Here is a 19,291-nt window from a genome sequence, read left to right as displayed (position 1 = left end):
CAAGGAGTGGAATTATTGTTTATGATGCAAACGATTACAGGGAATGCTCAGGAAGAATTGAATACGATAGAACAGCTACGGAATTTTTTGCGCACAGCCGGGGATGAGGAAGGAGCGAAAGCCGTAGCTGACTTGCTGGAGAAGGCGGGTGCAGAGGAACTGACCATAGCATTTTGTGGGCATTTTTCCGCAGGGAAATCGAGCTTGATTAACAGTCTGTGCGGCAAAACAGTGCTGCCTTCTGGGCCAGTTCCTACGAGTGCTAATGTGGTGTCCATCCGCTACGGACGTTCGAGAGCGCTAATTCATCCGGCCAAAACATCAGAAAACCCGGAGCCTGAGGTGCTGGAAACCTCTCTGTCCGAACTGGCTGAATATTGTAAAAATGGCGGAGCTTATGAATCGGTTCAGGTATGGGAGGATGTCCCGATGTTAGCTGGCGGAGGGGTGCTGCTGGATACACCTGGTGTCGATTCTACGGACCACGGCCATGCGCTGGCGACACATTCTGCTTTGCACTGGGCGGATATTGTTTTTTATGTGATGGATTATAACCATGTTCAATCGGAAAATAATTTGTCCTTTGCCAAAAGCCTGTCAGATTGGGGCAAGCCATTATATTTGATTATTAATCAAATAGATAAGCATCGAGAACGAGAGCTTTCATTTACACGCTATCGTAGTGAGGTGGAGGCCAGCTTCCATGCTTGGCAGGTTCATTACACGGATATACTGTTCACCTCCTTGAAAGAGGAAAGCCATCCCTGGAACCAATGGGAAGAGCTGCCGTTGCTGATCAAAGCACTGTTTGAGCGAAAAACAGAGCTATTGTCGTACAGTTTGGTTTCCTCCATGCGCCATTTGGCGGATCAACATGTGGAGGCTGCCGAGGAAGAGGAACTGAATACGTTGTTGGAAGAGGCAGGCGGGGAGGAAGTCATTTCGCGTCTGGATATGGAACTGGAAGATTTGCAGCAAGAGGATAAACTCTGGAATATACTACCAGATCAGGAGCATAAACGGCTGCGACAAGAGCTGGATCATGTACTGGAGCATGCTCATTTGACACCTGCGGAGCTGCGTGAGGCGGCGGGGGAATATTTGGAGAGCCGCAAGCCGGGCTTCAAGGCCGGGCTATGGTTTGCCGGAGGCAAGACGGAGCGGGAGAAGGAAAACCGATTAGAACGACTGACTGGTATGCTGGCTGATCAGGTGGAGGGGCAGTTGCTTCCTCATGTGCGAGAGCTGCTGCGTTCCTGGGGGGATGGGCATGGTTTGTGGTCGGCTGCGATGGAGCAGGAGCTGGACGAAATTCGTCCTGTGACGGATCGGAGACTGATTGAGCAGACGGTGAAGGAAACCGCGTTGTCGCCGGGGTATACGCTGAACTATTGCAAGGATCTGCGCAGCGCCGTTACGGCAGATTGCCGCCGCAAGGCGCTGGCGCTGGCAGACCGCCTGCTGGTGCAGCTAGCTGCGCAGGCCGAAGCACGCCGCGCGGCGCTGGCGTACGCGCGCACCGAGCTGCTGGCGCAGGCGGACGCGGCAGGCCGTTATCGCGCCCGCCTAAGCGCCTCGGCTGCGCACGCCACCGCGCTGCGCAGCCTGCTGCCGCGTGCCGTCGCACCCGGTGCGTTGCCCCGGGCGGCTGCGCCAGCGCCTGCGGCGGAAACCATCGCTGCGGCTTCGGCCACGCCAGCGGGCGCTGCGCGTACTGTCGCCGCTGGCGCACACGCCGCAGCGGCGCAGCCGCTTGCGGGCACGGCGGCAGCGCCGCCCGCTGCCGGAGGCCGCCGCACGCGGCTGGATGCAGCAGCGTCCCGCTTGCAGGCCGCCGCTGCATTGCTGAGCCCGTACCCTGCCATGCAAGCGGCAGTACGGGATTTGCACGCCCGCGCCGCTGCGCTGGAAGGCGGGCGGTTCACGCTGGCGCTGTTCGGAGCGTTCAGCGCCGGGAAGTCCAGCTTCGCCAACGCTTTGCTGGGCGAAGCGGTGTTGCCCGTATCGCCGCATCCGACGACAGCGGCAATTAACCGGATTATGGCGCCCGCAAGCCAGGAGCGCCATGCCACCGCCGACGTCCATATGAAATCAGTGGACGCTTTGCGGGAAGACCTTAAATACTCGTTTCGGCTGTTAGGACTGGGAGAGCCCGGTGTAGAGGGATGGCAGGATGCCATACATGCGTTATCCCCGGAAGGCATTCACCCTGCCGGACGGCCCCACTACAGCTTTTTGAAGGCTGCCGCCGCTGGATGGGGAGAAGCTGAACGTTTGCTGGGCCAGCAGCTTCAAGTAAATCTGGACCAATATCGGGATTTTGTCGCGTCTGAGCATAAGTCATGCTTTGTGGAGCATATTGACCTTTATTATGACTGTCCTCTGACCCGTCAGGGGATTGTACTTGTGGATACGCCTGGAGCGGATTCAGTCAATGCGCGTCACACAGGTGTGACCTTCAATTATATGAAGCATGCGGACGCTCTTGTATTTGTCACGTACTATAATCACGCGTTTACCCAAGGAGACCGTCAATTTTTGAACCAATTGGGCCGGGTGAAAGAGACATTAGCGCTGGATCAGACCTTTTTTATCGTCAATGCAGCGGACCTTGCTTCGTCCGAAGAAGAGCTTCAATCTGTAACGCGGCATGTGCAGGAGCAACTGCAAGCGAACGGGATTCGTAAGCCGCGTATTTATCCGCTGTCTAGTATGCTGGCGCTGGAAGCAGCAGAGCAAGGAGAGAGTTCGCTGCGTGCCGTTTCACGTTTTGATGCGTTTGAAAATGATTTTTCAGCATTTTCAGCCGAAGAGCTGGCCGGACTGTCCATCGCTTCCGCCATGCAGGAGTTGGGTCGGCTGCGAAGCCGGATAGTGCAGCACGCCGCAGATGCCAGATATAGCGTGGAGGAACGCGAAGGACGGTTGGAGCGATTAACCCATATCCGCGAGGAACTGGAGCAAATATTACTGAGCCTGTCTAATAGCAGTGGTGCAGCCGTGTTGTCTGGGGAAACCGATGAACTGTTGTTTCACGTACGTCAACGGCTGGCTTATCGGACTGGAGAGTTTATGGCAGAGGCGTTTCATCCGTCTGTCCTGCGGGAAGGTGTGGGCGATCTTCGTTCAGCATTTGCTTCTTGTGGCCGTGAGCTGATGCGCCTGATCGAACTGGAACTGTCACAAGAATTGCTGGCAACTACGCTGAGGCTGGAAAAAACGGGACAAAGCTTGGTACGCAAGGCTATACAGCGGTGCGTAGAGGACATGAACCATCAGCTGGAAGGACTGGATTGCACGATTCCCGAACCCAGAGAATGGGCTGTTCCCGAACTGATTGAAATTTCCTTGCAGGAGTCCGTTCATTGGAAAGAATATTGGAACAGCTTTAAAAATCCAAAGCTATTTTTTGAAGGATCTGGCCGTGCGGGTCTGCAAACCACACTGGAGCCGGTGCTGCGTGAGCGAATCGGGGAAGCTGTAGAGCAACAACGGGAACGAATGTCCTCTTTTTACATTACATTGGTGCAGGAGGAACAAACGTGGCAGACGGCTCAGCTTCGGGAGCAGATGCTGGAGACGATTCGCGGTATGGAGCATGCACTTACGGGTGGTGAGCAGCCACAGGTTTGGGAAGAGCTTGCCAGTCGGATCGCCGCCTTGGAGCTGGAAGAATCGCTAACGTAATTCTTTGCGTGTAGACTAAGATCATTTTTTCAAATACGCTAATCAGCCACCTAATAAGCATTCCGTCCAGATTGCGGGCTACAGTCGCTTCATGAACAAGCATATCTTTCATTAGACACCGGGTTGCGGGACAATCCGGTGTTTTACGCATGCTCCAAAAAGACAGCAATACCGAGTAATTAGCCATATTCAATAATAAGAAAGCGATTTAATTTGTCTAATCACCCGCCAATTGCGAACCTGCCTGAAAACGGTCAGTTATCCTCTTTGCCGCCTTGGAATGCGAATGGTAAACTTCACTAAGCCATATAACAACGTCGTGCAACTAATGGAGGGACATTGACATGGAAGTGCTCAGGCAATTGCAGGGCTTTTTTCGTGAGAGGAGACATTATCTGTTTCTTTCCATTCTATGCCTTGCGATAGCGACGGCCCTGGGACTGGTGTATCCAAACCTGCTCCAAAGGCTAATTGATAACGCTATCATCCCCGGTGACTTCGGGAAAGTTCCCGCGCTGGCTCTAACTGTACTGGGAGTCGTGATCGTCAAAGGCTTTATGCAATTTTTACACGGATTTTTTGGTGGACGGCTGGGTAACTATCTGGCGTATCGACTCCGCAATGCTTGTTATGAAAAGCTGCAATTTTTGTCCTTCAGATATTATGACACTGCCAAAACGGGGGATCTCATGTCCCGTTTGACGGGTGATCTGGAGGCGATTCGCAACTTCATCGGGTTTGGTTTTGCCCAACTCCTCAATGTGATACTGATGGTCGTATTTGGAGCTATGATGATGCTGTATATCAACTGGCAGCTCACCCTCATTACGATGATCAGCATGCCTTTGCTACTCTTCGTCACGTTTAAGTTCGAATCCCGAATTCACCCCACCTTTCAGGAAATGCGGATTGCGCTCAGCGCCTTGACGACAGCGGTGCAGGAAAATATAACAGGTGTGCGCACTGTTAAATCTTTTGCCCGCGAATCATATGAGGTTGAAAAATTTTCAGTACGAAATGAGCAGTACAAAAGTAATCAGATCCAAGCTGCTTCCCTGTGGAGCCGTTTCTTCCCCGCTATGGAGCTGATTGCTTCGGTCAGTGTAGTTCTTCTGCTGGGCATGGGGGGCTATCTGGTTATTGAGAAGTCGCTGACCCTGGGGCAGCTTGTCGCCTTTTTTAGCTTAATTTGGTACATTATCGGCCCCATCTGGAACATTGGCTTCCATATCAATAACTATACCCAGTCCAAAGCTTCCGGTGAACGGGTCTTAGAGCTACTGAATCAACCGGTGGATGTTACCGATGAAGCTGATGCTCTGACGCTCGATGCTGATCAGGTGGAGGGCCATGTTACCTTTGAGCATGTCACTTTTGCTTACGGGAATAAGCTGCCCGCTGTCGTTGACATTAACCTGGATGCGCCCCCGGGATCAGTCATCGGAATTTTGGGAGGAACCGGATCTGGTAAATCCACCATTATTCAACTGCTTATGCGTGCTTACAATGTGAACGCAGGCAGCATCAAGCTGGATGGAACGGATATACGCCATTTGAAAATCCGTGATTTACGTGCTCAAATATCTTCCGTGTTCCAGGAGACGTTCCTGTTCTCATCTTCCATCCGTAACAACATTGCTTATGGACTAAGCCATGTCAGTATGGATGACATTATACGCGTATCCAAGCTGGCTCAGGCGCATGAATTTATTACCGAGCTGCCATTGGGTTATGACACAGTCGTCGGTGAACGGGGACTGGGGCTGTCCGGCGGGCAAAAGCAACGGATTGCCATCGCGCGCGCATTACTCAAAAATCCGAAAATTCTGGTGCTTGATGATGCGACCAGCGCAGTCGATATGGAGACGGAGCATGAAATCCAGACCGGTTTTCAAGAGGTTATGCGGGGACGGACGACCTTTATTATTGCTCACCGTATTTCTTCACTTCGTCATGCTAATGAAATTGTAGTGCTGGAGGAAGGGTGGATAGCCCAGCGAGGGACGCATGAACAGCTCATTGCCACCCCAGGTCCGTATCAGGATGTGTATCATATTCAATACGCCGACTACATACCCCAGACTCCTGACGGTGTATCCCAAAGGCAGGTGAGACCATGAATGTACCCGCTGAAAAAGCCAAAACGCTTCAAAAACAAATGAATGAGCGATTTGTGTACCAGGATGATGATGTCATAGACAAACCGTTTAACTGGTCCGAATTCAAACGATTGCTCGCATACATGAAGCCTTACGCCCGGCAGATCCTGCCGATACTACTGGTCATGATGATTCTAGGTACCATCACCAAGCTGACCGTTCCCTATCTGATCAGTCTGGCCATTGACAAGGCGATTGCTCCCACAGGGCCTGCACTGCCGAGTGTAAAATTACTGCTGCTCATAACCGGAGCAGTGCTGTTGCTATATTTAATTCAATGGGCAGCCAGTACGTACCGCATTAAATTCACCAATATTATCGGTCAACGTGTCATTTACGATCTGCGTGAGGATCTGTTCAAGCATATTCAGAAGCTTTCTTTCAACTTTTTTGATAAAAGACCGGCTGGATCTGTATTGGTACGCGTTACGAATGACATCAACTCGCTTCAGGATCTATTTACGAATGGTGCGGTGAACGTTCTGATTGACTGTGTACAGCTCACTGGAATCATCGTCATTTTGCTGCTGATTAACTGGAAGCTGGGTCTGGCGGTCATTGTGACTGTTCCAATCATGTTTTTAATCTCTACCAAGCTGCGTGTGCGCATCCGCCGTGCTTGGCAGGAAGTACGCATGAAGAATTCCCGTATCAACTCTCATCTGAATGAGTCCATTCAGGGTATCCGTGTGACACAGGCATACACGCAGGAGCAGGAAAATATGACTTATTTCGATAACATGAACAGCTCCAGCAAACGGTCTTGGGATAAAGCATCGGCCATGAATCAGGTCTTCGGCCCGCTCATTGATATTACCGGAGGCTTGGGTACGCTTGTGCTGTTCTGGTTCGGGGCACATCTGATTCAGACGGATCAGCTTACGGTAGGTCTGCTGGTTGCATTTGCCAACTATGTCGGGAACTTTTGGGACCCGATTAATCGACTGGGCCAAATGTACAATCAGTTGCTGGTTGCGATGGCTTCATCGGAAAGAATTTTTGAGTTTATGGATGAACAGCCGAATATTGCGAATAAGCCGGGAGCCCAAGACCTGCCGCCCATTCGAGGCGATATCCATTTTGAAGAAGTTGTTTTTGAATATGAAAAGGGGCGTCAGGCGCTTAAAGGCATTAATCTCTCTGTCGAGGCGGGTCAATCCATTGCGCTTGTCGGGCATACCGGATCTGGTAAAAGCACAATCATTAACCTGCTCAGCCGATTTTATGACATTACATCAGGGCGACTTACGATTGACGGCCATGATGTGCGTGATATAACGGTGGAGAGCTTGCGTAGTCAAATTAGCATCGTATTACAGGATACATTTATTTTTTCAGGTACGATCCGCGATAATATTCGATTCGGCCGACTGGATGCAACGGATGAGGAGATTGAAGCCGCTGCCAGGGCAGTCAATGCTCATGAATTCATCGTTCATTTGCCGGGCGGCTATGAAACAGAGGTAGAGGAGCGGGGCGGTATGCTGTCCATGGGCCAGCGCCAGCTATTATCCTTTGCCCGCGCTTTGCTGGCTAATCCACGAATTCTCATTTTGGATGAAGCCACAGCCAGTATAGATACGGAAACAGAGCTAAAAATTCAGGAGGCTCTTCAGGTGTTGCTGGAAGGCAGAACCTCCTTCATGGTTGCTCACCGTTTGTCCACCATTCGGAATGCCGATCATATCGTCGTGCTGGATCATGGGCAGATCCAAGAAGGTGGGAATCATGAACAATTGATGAAAAAACATGGAATTTATCGGGGGCTGGTGGAAGCACAGTTCAGATTTTTGTAAAAAAAAGATCAAAAAATCGCGATTTTTGTAAATTTAAATGCGGAGCGCTATTGCATTCTTGGAGCTAAACCCTGAAAATAAAGATGAAAAGAGATCAGAGCAATATCTTCAGAGGGGGAAGAGTTCAAGATGTGGGGTGCTCCTTTTTCTGCCGGGGCTAAAAAAATGCTGCTGCTGGGTAGCGGCGAATTGGGAAAAGAAGTCATTATTGAAGCTCAGCGGCTTGGCGTGGAATGTATTGCTGTAGACCGCTATGAACTGGCTCCAGCAATGCAGGTGGCTCATCGTTCTTATTGTTTGGATATGCAGGATGCTGAGGCGTTGAAGGTACTGATTCGCAAGGAAAAGCCCGACATAATTGTACCTGAAATCGAAGCTATTGCTACGGGTGCTTTGGAAGAATTGGAGCAAGAGGGATTTCACGTAGTTCCAACGGCCCGGGCCGCCCGTCTTACGATGGACCGGGAAGGCATTCGCAGGCTTGCTGCTGAGAAGTTGCAGCTTCCGACCGCCGCCTACCGCTTTGCAGATGATTTTGAGCAGTTGCGGTCAGCGGTTCATGAGTTGGGCACGCCATGCGTAGTCAAGCCCTTGATGAGTTCATCGGGTAAAGGGCAGTCTGTATGCCGGACACCCGAAGATGCGGAATCCTGCTGGAATACGGCGCTGGAAGGCGCACGTGCCAAAACAACACGTGTCATTGTTGAAGCCTTTGTTCCGTTTGAGAGTGAAATTACGTTATTGACTGTCAGATCGGTATCGGGTACGACTTTTTGCCCACCGATTGGCCACATTCAAAAGGATGGGGATTATGTCGAATCATGGCAGCCTCATGGCATGACGGACAAGCAGCTCTCGGACGCGGAGGACATTGCCCGTACGATTACGAATGAACTGGGTGGTTACGGATTGTTTGGCGTAGAGCTGTTTTTAACGGCTGATGGCGTCGTATTCAGTGAAGTATCCCCCCGTCCGCATGATACGGGAATGGTAACGATGATTACGCAGGATTTGTCGGAATTTGCGCTTCATGTGCGGGCCATTCTCGGATTCCCGATACCGTCGGTTACACTGCTAACCCCTGGGGCTTCGGCTACCTTGAAGGCAGAACAGGCTACACGGGATTTTCTAATCGGAGGTCTGCATGATGCATTATTGCTACCTCGGACACAGGTGCGAGTGTTCGGGAAGCCTGAAACCAAGCCGGGACGCCGGATGGCTGTAGCGCTTAGCGCTGCGGGAGATGTGGAAACAGCACGGAAGACGGCCAAAGAAGCTGCCAATAAGCTGAAAGTGGAGGTAAATCATGTCTAACAATGTGATGATTCCAGTACTGACAATTCGTTCCGTAGAGCTTGGCGATTGCGAAGCCGTAACAGGACTGCTAAGAGAAGTCGGATATCCGATGACTTGTGGTGTGATGAAAGAAGTTATGGGAACTACGCAGGAGGACTGTCAAGCCAATATGATGGTTGCAGAAATGGATGGTCGTGTTGTCGGCGTAATCGGCATGCATACGGCTCAAAGCTTGGCTTATCCTGATCCTGCCGTACAAATCACCATGCTGGTCGTGAGCAAGGAGTATCGCGGCGAGGGCATCGGCAAGCGCCTGGTGGCCTGTGGTGAGGAGTGGGGACGTGAGCAAGGAAGTCTCCATTTGTTCATTACCGGAGCGAATAACCGCCTCAAACAAATAGAGGCACATGCATTCTACAACCGAATCGGCTTTGAAAAGCAAGGCTACCGTTTTAGCAAAAAGCTTAAATAATAGTCCTGTATAAGCCCGGATTATATTCAGAGCCTCATTACCATAGATCAGTCCTGTTTAGGCCATTGCCGAGCGGGGCTATTTTTTTACCAACTTTTACACCATTGATCCTGCTAGGAAACATGATATACTGCTAGAGTAAAGATTACAAAGTTGTAACCACGCATGTTCGGAGCGAACATGTACACGCCAAGAAATTAATACAACAAGGAGATGACGAAATGAAGAATATGTTGAAAAAAACACTGGTGATGGGAAGTTTAAGCGCCGTTTTATCCGCAGGATTCATCGTTCCGGCATCAGCAGCACCGGCTAACGATTTGTCGGCGCAGCTACAACAGTGGCTACAAAATAGCGGATACTCTGTTCAATTGTCCAATGGGACGACGACAGTAACGAAGAACGTAAATACGGATTGTTTCGGACAGGACAAGGCTAAAACTCAAACAGGGAATCCTTCTTCGGGCAAGCAAGTAACCAAACAGGGAAACCAAAATGTTTCACAGTCTGCTAACCAGCAGCAGAATCAAGCTCAGAACACCAAAGCAGGTGCAGGTCAGTCCGCAGGATCGGATGCACAGCCTAGCAAGTCTCAATTTGCAGCAGAGGTTGTAAAGCTGGTAAACAACGAGCGCAGCAAAAATGGTCTGAAGCCACTGACTTCCGACGCGAAGCTTACGGAAGTAGCTTTGGCTAAAGCGAAGGATATGAGTACTAATAATTACTTTTCTCATACATCTCCGACCTATGGCTCACCATTTGATATGATGAAGAAATTCGGCGTAAGTTATACGTATGCGGGTGAAAATATTGCAATGGGACAACAAACACCACAAGAAGTGATGAAGGCCTGGATGAACAGTCAGGGACACCGTGAAAATATTTTGAAGGCAGAATATACACAAATCGGTGTAGCTTACTATAATGGATATTGGGTTCAGGAATTTACACGTAACTAAAAGTCGATCATAAAAAAGCGTTTTAAACGTCATTATGTTAAGGTATTATACTGACAGCCTAACGCTAGTTTTAAGGGCCTGCTGACATGTTCAGCGGGCTTTTTTACGTTGTTGCCCTGCTAATGCTGCGCTTTAACTATTATTCTTGCTTATATGCAAGACAGGCATAAGTGTGGCAAGTATAGTATGATAACACCAAGCTATATTGATAACTAATAACTTATGGGAAAGTCAGGTGAACGAATGAGCTACGAAATTTTGCATGAAGGTGCTTTTGCTATGCTCAAGGTACAGATGAACCCCGGAGAAACGATTAAAGCGGAGATGGGAGCTATGGTTTCCATGTCTTCCAGCGTGGACATAAAGGGGACTGTGGATGGTGGATTATTGCGCGGCTTAGGCCGGATGCTGAGCGGGGAGAAATTCTTTTTTCAGGAGCTGAGAGCATCTCGGGGGCCGGCTGAAGTGCTGCTTGCTCCCGCAAGTATAGGTGATGTACAAGCGGTGGAACTGGACGGTACGTATAGTCTCTTGGTGCAAAAGGATGGCTTCCTGGCGTGTACGGAGGGCATTGAGGTCAGCACTAAAATGCAGAATCTGATGAAAGGATTGTTCTCGGGCGAAGGTTTTTTTATCGTTGAAATCAGCGGTCGCGGAACAGTATTTTTGTCCTCTTATGGAGCCATATATCCGATTTATGTTGCACCCGGAGAGGAGCGTATTATTGATAACGCTCATCTGGTGGCATGGCCGGACTATATGGATTACAAAATTGAAAAAGCGTCCAAAGGCTGGTTGTCCAGTGTAACGAGCGGAGAAGCACTTGTATGCCGTTTTCGCGGTGAGGGAACGGTATTGATCCAAAGCCGAAATCCGGGTAGCTTCGGACAATGGATCAAAAGCTTTATACCTGATAGCAAGTAGTTTTTCGTCTATACAGAGGTAAAGGATGAGCTAAACGAACCAAAAAGGCGTAATAAAAAGGATGGCGATATGCCATCCTTTTTAACATACTTCAGCATTTTGAATCATTTGATTCCCAACGCTCGAAAATACAATAGATAGACGAACTAAACCGTTTTGATCTCTATATTGCTGATTTGAAATCACTTTTGAGATTGTTTGCAAAATGCTATGTATGCTTCATAACACTCAGAACGGTTTATTTGCAAAATGATATGAGAAGCTTTATGTTTATTTCACTAAGTAATCAGGAGGGAACACGAGTGAATTCATCAAAATGGATCTGGCGGTCTGTCGGTTCCGTGTCCATCGCCGCCACACTGCTATTATTGTACGGATTTATTGCCGCAGTACGAAGCATTACGACTCCAGAGCCGTTCGTTAGCACCAAACCGGTAAATTCGGGTTCATCGCAGATACAAAATGCGCCAGCCGCTGCAACTCAGGCGGGGGAGTTTCGGGTCGCAGCCATTGGAGATTCGCTGGCAAAAGGAACTGGCGATGACTCAGGCAGCGGTTTTGTACGACGGTCGGTGACCTTGTTAAATGATCAGGAAGGCCATAAGGCTCAGCTCATTAACAATCTGGGCATTAACGGGCTGACGACTCAAGGACTTTTGACCAAACTGAATGAGCCTGGCGTAGCTTATGTGTTGAAAAAAGCTAATGTTATTATTGTGTCCATTGGCGGGAATGATTTGTTTCAGGGGGCACAAGCTGCCCAAACTGGCAAAGAGCCACCTACGCTTAAAGACTTGCGCAAAGCTCTGCCTGATGCGGCCAAGCGTTTGCAAAAAGTGCTGACTAAGGTCGGAGAAATCAATCCGAAGGCTAAAATTATATACGTTGGACTATATAATCCATTTAGTGACCTGCCGGAAATGAAAATTCCGGGAAATCTTGTCGTGACGGAATGGAACCTGGCTGCTATGGCAGTTACCAACCAAAACAGTAATATGACGCTAATTCCAACCTTCGATTTATTTCAGCAAAATTTGCCGGTTTATTTATCCACTGATCACTTTCATCCTAACGGTCAGGGCTATCAGGCAATTGCTGAGCGTATCGCTCAAGGGTTTGCGGTAGCAGCGGCCAAGGAAGGCGACAATACAGGGAATGGACAGCAGTCCACGAGCAGTCAGCCCGCTGATGTGAAGAAGGGAGGGAACAAGTGATGGGCATCCAATCTGCTGACAAGACCGGGATCGATATAGCAAAGGATTCGATAAATACAGATGGAGTATCCGGCTATCATTCCGACAACCAGATTGGCAGTGCAGACGGAGGCAGAAACGACAACGAAACGGTTCTCTCTGTTCAGCACGTCAAAAAGCGTATCGGACGCAAAATGATCATCCATGATGTAACATTCGATGTACGTGCGGGTGAAATTTTTGGCTTTCTCGGTCCCAATGGGGCCGGAAAAACAACGACCATTCGTATGCTGGTTGATCTGATCAAGCCTACGGAGGGCACCATTACTGTATGCGGTCATAATGTGAACCGCGACCCGGAGCAGGCATTGCAGCATATCGGTTCTATTGTGGAAAATCCGGAGGTGTACAGTTACCTGACAGGGTGGGAGAATCTGGAGCATTTTGCCCGGATGCAGCCTGGCGTGGATGAACAGCGCATTCGTGAAGTGGTGGAGCTGGTGCGGCTGGATCGCCGTATTCATGATAAGGTAAGTACATATTCTCTCGGCATGCGCCAGCGACTTGGTATTGCTCAGGCATTGCTTGGCAGACCCAAGCTGCTTATTCTGGATGAACCGACAAACGGATTGGACCCCAAGGGGATCAAGGAAATGAGAGCTTTTATCCGTCTGCTAGCGGCAGAGGGCATGGCTGTATTTGTTTCCAGTCACTTGCTTAGTGAAATCCAGTTGCTGTGTGATCGTGTCGCGATTATTAGCCGGGGAAGGGTGCTTGCTGTTGGCGGTGTGCGGGAATTGGTTGAAACACATTCGCGTATGGCTGTATGGCAACTGGAGCCTCATGATCAGGGTCTTGCCCTGTTGAAAGACTCTCCGCATGTACAAATTATTACGAATGCCGATGAACTGATTGATGACAGCATTGTTGCAGGCAGCGGAGCGGATGCTATTTTTACAGAAATGGACGAAGAGCATATCGCGGAGCTGGTCGCACAAATGACGGCTTCCGGTATTTCCGTTAAAGGTGTAACCAAAATCAACCCTACACTGGAGCAGCTATTCCTGAAAATGACGGAAGGTGAGATTCTTGAATAACATTTTACCGCTCGTACAAAATGAAACGCTCAAAATCATCAAGAAGAAACGATTTTATGTCATTTTACTTGTTTTGCTTGTGCTTGTGCCGATTTTTACGTACGCTCAGATGAAGGTGGCGGAAAATAACCGCGAAAAATTCGGCAATGACTGGCGGCTGGAGCTGCGTCAGGCCATTACGGATAACCAAAATTCGCTGGGGAGTGACCGGGTTCCAGAGGAGTGGAAGACCTACAGACGAGTATTTGTTCAACAAATGCAATATTATCTGGAAAATGACGTGAACCCGAATGAGCCAAGTGGCGTAACCTTTACTAGAGAGTTTATGGACAATTCCATTAATTTGTTCGTTCCATTGCTTATTATGGCGATTGCCTCCGATCTGGTTTCAGGAGAACGGACGACGGGCACCATAAAAATGCTGCTGACCCGTCCTGTCAGGCGGTGGAAGGTGCTGCTGAGCAAGCTGCTAACACTGTATATGTTCGTTTCGCTCATCATTTTGGCTGTGTTTGTGATCAGTTATCTTATATCAGGCTTGTTTTTTGGCTTTCGCGGCTTTAATGTTCCGGTATTTACGGGCTTCCAAATTGTTGGATCGACGGTGGATATGTCTGCGGTACATTCGATCCCGCAATGGTATTATCTGATGCTGCAGGCCGGATTGATCTGGTTCGTCAGTCTCGTGGTAGCCACGCTTGCTTTTATGGTTTCTGTGCTGGTACGTAGTACGGCGGCAAGCATTGTGGTGATGATGGCTGCGCTCATTTCAGGCACGATTTTAACGAACATGGCCTCGTCCTGGCAGAGCGCCAAATATTTATTTATGGTTAACCTTGAATTGACCGATTATTTATCAGGAAGCCCTGCCCCGATTGAGGGGATGACCTTGCCGTTTTCTTTGGCTGTACTGGGTATTTGGGGGGGGGCGGCGCTAATTGTTTCATTCGCCGTCTTTACGAAACGGGATATATTGAATTAAAATGGACAAGGTAAAAGAAAACATCTGTTTGCATTTTTGGTGAAAGTCATCAAGAATAAGGCAAAACACGGTTACGATTAGACAAAGGGGGAGCATGAATGGTCGACAAAATCGACTTGTCTGCGGGAGCGTCCGGCACTCAGAACGGAGCTTTGGAATATGGCGTGGACGACATTCAAGTGCTCGAAGGGCTTGTGGCAGTTCGCAAACGGCCGGGCATGTATATTGGGAGCACCAGTTCTTCGGGACTACATCATTTGGTATGGGAAATTGTGGACAACGCGGTGGATGAGCATCTTGCCAAGTTTTGCTCCCGCATTGACATTACAATGCATAAGGACGGTTCCGTTACAGTAACAGACAACGGGCGCGGTATTCCTACGGGAATGCACAAAACGGGAATTCCTACACCTCAGGTTGTATTTACCATTTTGCACGCCGGAGGTAAGTTCGGCGGTTCGGGATATAAAAAGTCCGGGGGGCTACACGGTGTGGGCGCGTCAGTAACGAACGCTCTTTCGGAATGGCTTGAAGTGGAAATTTACCGGGACGGCAAGATTCATCGTCAGCGGTTTGAATATTGGCTGGACAAGAAGGGCGTGGAGCATGTCGGGGAACCGACCACAGGCCTTGAAGTGCTGGGCAATACTAACAAGACAGGCACAAAAATTACATTTAAACCGGATATTCGCGTATTTCAGACAGGTATTCATTTTAACTACGATACGTTGGCCGAGCGTCTTCAGGAAATTGCTTTTCTGAACTCGGGTCTTCGTATCCAGCTTAAAGATGAACGGAGCGGGAAATCGGATGAATATTTTTATGAGGGCGGAGCAAGCCAGTTTGTCGCTTTTCTGAATGAAGGCAAGGACGTGCTGCATGACGTCATCCACTTTAACGCGGAGAAGGAAGACGTTGAGGTGGAAATCGCCATTCAGTACAACTCAGGTTATACCGAAACGATTGCTTCGTTTGTCAATTCCATTCCGACACGCGGCGGGGGGACGCATGAAACTGGCTTCAAAGCCGCTTACACCCGTGTCATGAATGACTATGCGCGACGCACGGTAATGCTGAAGGAAAAGGATAAGAATCTGGAAGGCAATGATTTGCGGGAGGGAATGATGGCCGTAATCAGTGTCAAGATGGCCGAGGTTGAATTCGTCGGTCAGACGAAGGATCAGCTAGGCAGCGCCTCCGCACGCAGTATGGTGGATGCTATTGTATCAGAGCAGATGCAGCGTTTTCTGGAGGAAAATCCTCAGGTCGCGCAAACGTTAATCAAAAAGGCAGTACAGGCATCCAGAGCCCGTGAAGCAGCACGTAAGGCCCGTGACGAAATGCGTTCCGGCAAGAAACGCAGTGAAAGCTCTAATCTGAACGGCAAGCTATCGCCTGCGCAGTCCAAGGATTTTACACGAAATGAGCTGTTTATCGTGGAAGGTGATTCGGCTGGAGGATCGGCGAAGCAGGGACGGGATTCCAAAATTCAGGCTATTTTGCCATTGAAGGGTAAGCCGATGAACCCGGAGAAATCCAAGCTGGTCGATGTTATGAAAAATGATGAGTACCGCGCGATTACAGCAGCAATCGGGGCGGGGGTAGGAACAGAGTTTATGCTGGAAGACAGCAATTATTCCAAAATCATCATTATGACGGATGCGGATACGGATGGCGCTCACATTCAAGTGTTGCTGCTAACATTCTTTTATCGGTATATGAAAGAGCTGATTGATGCGGGACGCATATTTATTGCTCAACCCCCATTGTATAAGATAACCCGTAAGTCGGGTAAGCTCGAAACAGTACGCTATGCCTGGACTGACGAGCAGCTTGAAAATTACTTAAAGGAATTTGGGCGGAATTTTGAGCTTCAACGCTATAAAGGACTCGGGGAGATGAACCCGGATCAGCTATGGGAAACGACGATGAATCCCGAGTCACGTACCTTGCTTCGCGTCCAGATTGAGGATGCAGCCAAGGCTGAACGCCGTGTGTCCACACTGATGGGAGACAAGGTTGATCCGCGCAAGCGCTGGATTGTGGAAAACGTAGATTTTACGGAGTATGTAGAGTAGTGCTATCAAATGAGGTGTATACATGAGCTTATCGGAGCAATTTTTGCCAGCTTTTCTGGAGGAAGTGGTCGGTGACCGATTTGGCCGATATTCCAAATATATTATTCAGGATCGGGCGATACCGGATGTGCGAGATGGATTAAAGCCTGTACAGCGCCGGATTCTGTACTCCATGTACGATTCCGGCAACACACCGGATAAAGCTTATCGGAAATCTGCCAAAACCGTCGGGGATGTTATGGGTAATTATCACCCCCACGGTGACTCGTCGATTTACGATGGTATGGTGCGGATGGCGCAGCCTTGGAAAATGAGTCACGTACTGGTGGACGGTCACGGCAACTGGGGTTCCCAGGACGATGATCCGGCGGCAGCTATGCGGTACACGGAGGCCCGTCTCTCTCCTATCGCGATGGAAATGCTGCGTGACATTGAAAAACGAACGGTTTTATTCAAGGATAACTTTGATAACTCGGCCAAGGAGCCGGTTGTATTGCCATCCCGTTATCCGAATCTGCTAGTAAACGGCTCCAGTGGGATTTCGGCCGGATTTGCGACTGAAATTCCGACGCACAGCTTACGCGAGGTCATTGACGCCAGCATTGCCGTGATGGAAAAGCCGGATATTGAGCTGGAAGAGATTATGACCTTTATTAAAGGCCCAGATTTCCCGACTGGCGGGCTGATTATGGGTGGCGAAGGAATTAAAGACGCTTATCGTACAGGCAAAGGACGTATTTATATCCGTTCCAAAACGGAAATACAGTCTTTGCGCGGAGGTAAGCAGCAACTGGTGATTACGGAGATTCCATATCAGATTGTTAAATCAAGGCTCGTAACCGCCATGGAGAATATCCGTCTGGAGAAAAAGGTGGAAGGGATTGCTGAGGTTCGTGACGAGAGTGGACGGAACGGTCTGCGAATTGTGGTGGAACTGAAGAAGGAAGCCGATGCGGAAGGGATTTTGGCATATCTGCTGAAAAAAACCGACCTTCAGGTGGCATACAACTTCAACATGGTAGCCATTGTGAACAAAGCGCCGCATCAGCTTGGTTTGAAGTCGATTTTGGAAGCGTATATCGCCCATCAGCGTGAGGTTGTCACGCACCGTATCCAGTTTGAGCTGGAAAAAGCGGAGGATCGTGCCCATGTGTTGGAAGGTTTGGTCAAGGCGCTTAACATTCTGGATGAGGTCATTGCGGCCATTAAAGCTTCCAAAAATCGCCAGGACGCGCAAAATAATTTGCAATGGATGTTTGGCTTTAGCGAACGTCAGGCAGATTCTATTTTGACCTTGCAGTTGTACCGTCTCACAAATCTCGAAATCACTACGCTGGAAAAGGAATTAAATGAAATCCAGAAAAAGATTACACAGTACCGTTCTATCTTGGAAAGTGATCGCAAACTGATCAGCTTGATCCGCAAAGAATTGTTGGAAATTCGTGAAAAGTACGGCATTGACCGCCGTTCAGACATACAGGGTGAAGTTGAAGAGATTAAGGTGAATCTGGAAGTCATGGTTGGGGCAGAGGATGTATTGCTGACTCTTTCCAAAGACGGCTATGTGAAGCGTACAGGTATGCTGTCCTTCACCCGTTCCGGTGGGGAGCGCTCAGCTTCTGGCGTTAAGGAAGGGGATTATGTCACCCAGTTGCTTGATGTCAACACACTTGATGTGCTGCTCGTCTTCACTCAGCGCGGACAATATTTCTTATTGCCTGTGCATCAGGTGCCAGAGTATAAGTGGAAAGAGCCGGGAACTCCGATTGTTAACGTCATTCCTTTAACCAAGGATGATCGGATCGTGAGTGTCATTCCGATCAAAAACATGGAGGAAATCGGCAAAAGTCTGGTGTTTGTAACGAAGAAGGGTCAAGTGAAGCGAACCGAGCTGAAAGAATATGCTACGAAACGCTCCAGTGCTGTAGCGGCCTGCAAAGTAGCAGGAGATGATGAGGTATTATCGGTGACGCTAAGCGACGGCACCCGGGATATTATGTTGATTACCCGTGCGGGGATGAGCATACGCTTCAAGGAACAAGAGGTTAATGCGATGGGCCGCGTCTCGGCTGGTGTGAAAGGTATACAGCTGGCAGAAGGCGATGAAATTGTTGCAGCGCTGTGGGTGGAAGAGGATGAAGGAGAAGTGCTGGTACTGACCGAATCCGGTTATGGCAAGCGTACGCTTCTGCTGGATTATCCTGCTCAGGGACGAGGCGGTAAAGGAATCACCACCTTTGAATTCAAGGAAGGCAAACGGGTACGTTCGAACGGAACTCGGATTGTGGCTGCCTTCTATTGCCGTGAAGCTATTCAATTGTTTGCGATCACTGCAGATGGACAGACGATGTCCTTCCTTTCGGAAAAAGCTCCTTTGACTGACCGCAAGGATACAGGCAAGCTGCTGGCTCCTGTGGAGAAGAAGGACGAAATTGTGAATGTGCTGCTGCGTAGTGAGTCGCAGACTTCCCGGTCCATAGAATAACAGGAAAGTCAAGCGTTTTTTAGCTCGAAAAAGAGAGGTCCTCTCGTGCCATTCCGGCACGAAAGAGGACCTTTTTGCCGTCATGCTGTCGAACCTTGACCAACCTCCAAAACCGAAGTGAGACTTCCTTCCCCTTTTCAATTGATGCTCCAAAAACGGCAGG

At 49.3% G+C, this 19,291-nt stretch carries 12 protein-coding genes; all 12 read left to right on the top strand.

Going from position 1 to position 19,291, the window contains the following annotated elements; genetic code table 11:
- The first annotated feature begins 21 nt into the window (after positions 1–21).
- The 12 genes from NST83_RS13790 (at position 22) to gyrA (ending at position 19,128) form a co-directional block, all read left to right on the top strand.
- Positions 22–3,687 carry a dynamin family protein gene (locus NST83_RS13790; RefSeq protein WP_342417956.1) on the top strand — a complete coding sequence of 1,222 codons (3,666 nt, stop codon included), beginning with the start codon at positions 22–24 and terminating at the stop codon, positions 3,685–3,687.
- Positions 3,688–4,031: 344 nt separating this feature from the next.
- On the top strand, positions 4,032–5,807 hold the full coding sequence (locus NST83_RS13785) for an ABC transporter ATP-binding protein (RefSeq protein ID WP_342414622.1): 1,776 nt from the start codon (positions 4,032–4,034) through the stop codon (positions 5,805–5,807).
- Positions 5,804–7,642: an ABC transporter ATP-binding protein gene (locus NST83_RS13780; protein WP_342414621.1), complete on the top strand. Its 1,839-nt coding sequence runs from the start codon at positions 5,804–5,806 to the stop codon at positions 7,640–7,642. Before NST83_RS13785 ends, NST83_RS13780 begins: the two co-directional genes overlap by 4 nt.
- Before the next feature lie 129 nt (positions 7,643–7,771).
- A complete protein-coding gene (gene purT / locus NST83_RS13775; RefSeq protein WP_342414620.1) occupies positions 7,772–8,956 on the top strand; it encodes a formate-dependent phosphoribosylglycinamide formyltransferase in 1,185 nt (394 codons plus the stop codon).
- Complete coding sequence (locus tag NST83_RS13770) at positions 8,949–9,410, top strand: GNAT family N-acetyltransferase (RefSeq protein WP_342414619.1); 462 nt, start codon at positions 8,949–8,951, stop codon at positions 9,408–9,410. Before purT ends, NST83_RS13770 begins: the two co-directional genes overlap by 8 nt.
- A gap of 221 nt (positions 9,411–9,631) precedes the next feature.
- Complete coding sequence (locus tag NST83_RS13765; RefSeq protein WP_342414618.1) at positions 9,632–10,369, top strand: CAP domain-containing protein; 738 nt, start codon at positions 9,632–9,634, stop codon at positions 10,367–10,369.
- Between the two features lie 243 nt (positions 10,370–10,612).
- Entirely contained in the window at positions 10,613–11,293 is a 681-nt protein-coding gene (locus tag NST83_RS13760) for a TIGR00266 family protein (protein WP_342414617.1), read from the top strand.
- Between the two features lie 266 nt (positions 11,294–11,559).
- On the top strand, positions 11,560–12,507 hold the full coding sequence (locus NST83_RS13755) for a GDSL-type esterase/lipase family protein (RefSeq protein WP_342414616.1): 948 nt from the start codon (positions 11,560–11,562) through the stop codon (positions 12,505–12,507).
- Entirely contained in the window at positions 12,507–13,583 is a 1,077-nt protein-coding gene (locus NST83_RS13750; RefSeq protein WP_342414615.1) for an ABC transporter ATP-binding protein, read from the top strand. Before NST83_RS13755 ends, NST83_RS13750 begins: the two co-directional genes overlap by 1 nt.
- The gene (locus tag NST83_RS13745) at positions 13,576–14,565 is read left to right on the top strand and encodes an ABC transporter permease (protein WP_342414614.1); all 990 of its coding nucleotides are present in this window, start codon (positions 13,576–13,578) and stop codon (positions 14,563–14,565) included. Before NST83_RS13750 ends, NST83_RS13745 begins: the two co-directional genes overlap by 8 nt.
- A 98-nt stretch (positions 14,566–14,663) precedes the next feature.
- Positions 14,664–16,643: a DNA topoisomerase IV subunit B gene (gene parE, locus NST83_RS13740; RefSeq protein ID WP_342414613.1), complete on the top strand. Its 1,980-nt coding sequence runs from the start codon at positions 14,664–14,666 to the stop codon at positions 16,641–16,643.
- 22 nt (positions 16,644–16,665) lie between these two features.
- Entirely contained in the window at positions 16,666–19,128 is a 2,463-nt protein-coding gene (gyrA, locus tag NST83_RS13735) for a DNA gyrase subunit A (protein ID WP_342414612.1), read from the top strand.
- The last annotated feature ends 163 nt before the right edge of the window (positions 19,129–19,291 follow it).

The sequence above is a fragment of the Paenibacillus sp. FSL R10-2782 genome (assembly GCF_038592985.1).
Taxonomy (GTDB): Bacteria; Bacillota; Bacilli; order Paenibacillales; family Paenibacillaceae; genus Paenibacillus; species Paenibacillus terrae_C.
Note: the sequence above shows the minus strand (reverse complement) of the source record. Positions and strands in the feature narration are given on the sequence as shown.

What these genes read in the sequence shown, in the direction of transcription:
- gyrA (WP_342414612.1), top strand. Translation starts at nt 16,666, where the DNA reads ATGAGCTTATCGGAGCAATTTTTGCCAGCTTTTCTGGAGGAAGTGGTC.
- purT (WP_342414620.1), top strand. Translation starts at nt 7,772, where the DNA reads ATGTGGGGTGCTCCTTTTTCTGCCGGGGCTAAAAAAATGCTGCTGCTG.
- NST83_RS13750 (WP_342414615.1), top strand. Translation starts at nt 12,507, where the DNA reads ATGGGCATCCAATCTGCTGACAAGACCGGGATCGATATAGCAAAGGAT.
- NST83_RS13760 (WP_342414617.1), top strand. Translation starts at nt 10,613, where the DNA reads ATGAGCTACGAAATTTTGCATGAAGGTGCTTTTGCTATGCTCAAGGTA.
- NST83_RS13780 (WP_342414621.1), top strand. Translation starts at nt 5,804, where the DNA reads ATGAATGTACCCGCTGAAAAAGCCAAAACGCTTCAAAAACAAATGAAT.
- NST83_RS13755 (WP_342414616.1), top strand. Translation starts at nt 11,560, where the DNA reads ATGTTTATTTCACTAAGTAATCAGGAGGGAACACGAGTGAATTCATCA.
- parE (WP_342414613.1), top strand. Translation starts at nt 14,664, where the DNA reads ATGGTCGACAAAATCGACTTGTCTGCGGGAGCGTCCGGCACTCAGAAC.
- NST83_RS13785 (WP_342414622.1), top strand. Translation starts at nt 4,032, where the DNA reads ATGGAAGTGCTCAGGCAATTGCAGGGCTTTTTTCGTGAGAGGAGACAT.
- NST83_RS13790 (WP_342417956.1), top strand. Translation starts at nt 22, where the DNA reads ATGATGCAAACGATTACAGGGAATGCTCAGGAAGAATTGAATACGATA.
- NST83_RS13770 (WP_342414619.1), top strand. Translation starts at nt 8,949, where the DNA reads ATGTCTAACAATGTGATGATTCCAGTACTGACAATTCGTTCCGTAGAG.
- NST83_RS13765 (WP_342414618.1), top strand. Translation starts at nt 9,632, where the DNA reads ATGAAGAATATGTTGAAAAAAACACTGGTGATGGGAAGTTTAAGCGCC.